The sequence below is a fragment of the Vibrio sp. 10N.261.52.A1 genome (genome assembly GCF_002876325.1).
GTDB classification, from domain to species: domain Bacteria; phylum Pseudomonadota; class Gammaproteobacteria; order Enterobacterales; family Vibrionaceae; genus Vibrio; species Vibrio chagasii.
In genome coordinates this window covers 1-273 of record NZ_MCYD01000467.1, presented here as the reverse complement: position 1 = coordinate 273, position 273 = coordinate 1, and the positions used below count along the sequence as shown (strand labels likewise).

The following is a 273-nucleotide window of genomic DNA, read 5'->3' as shown; positions in this document are numbered from 1 at the left end:
GTTATTAGATAAGAATGTTTTTATTAATATAGAGCACAGTGATGATGTTTGGTCTGATAAAACAGAGCTCTACAACAGAGACTTCGATATACTCAAAAAACTACTAAATGAACCTATAAAGCAAAGTAGTAAAGCAAAGCATGCGCAAATGTATGCGCAATCTTATCTAAGAAAGATATTAACCCAAGAAGTAGAAAATATAGAGGAAATATCAGAGTTCTTTAATATTACACCCTCAGATCTTTTGAATGAGTGGATGGAATATGTCATCAA

At 31.5% G+C, this 273-nt stretch carries 1 protein-coding gene; it reads left to right on the top strand.

The features are described 5' to 3' along the window. On the top strand, positions 1-273 hold a 273-nt coding region (locus BCT81_RS29565; RefSeq protein WP_206748006.1), incomplete at both ends, for a hypothetical protein.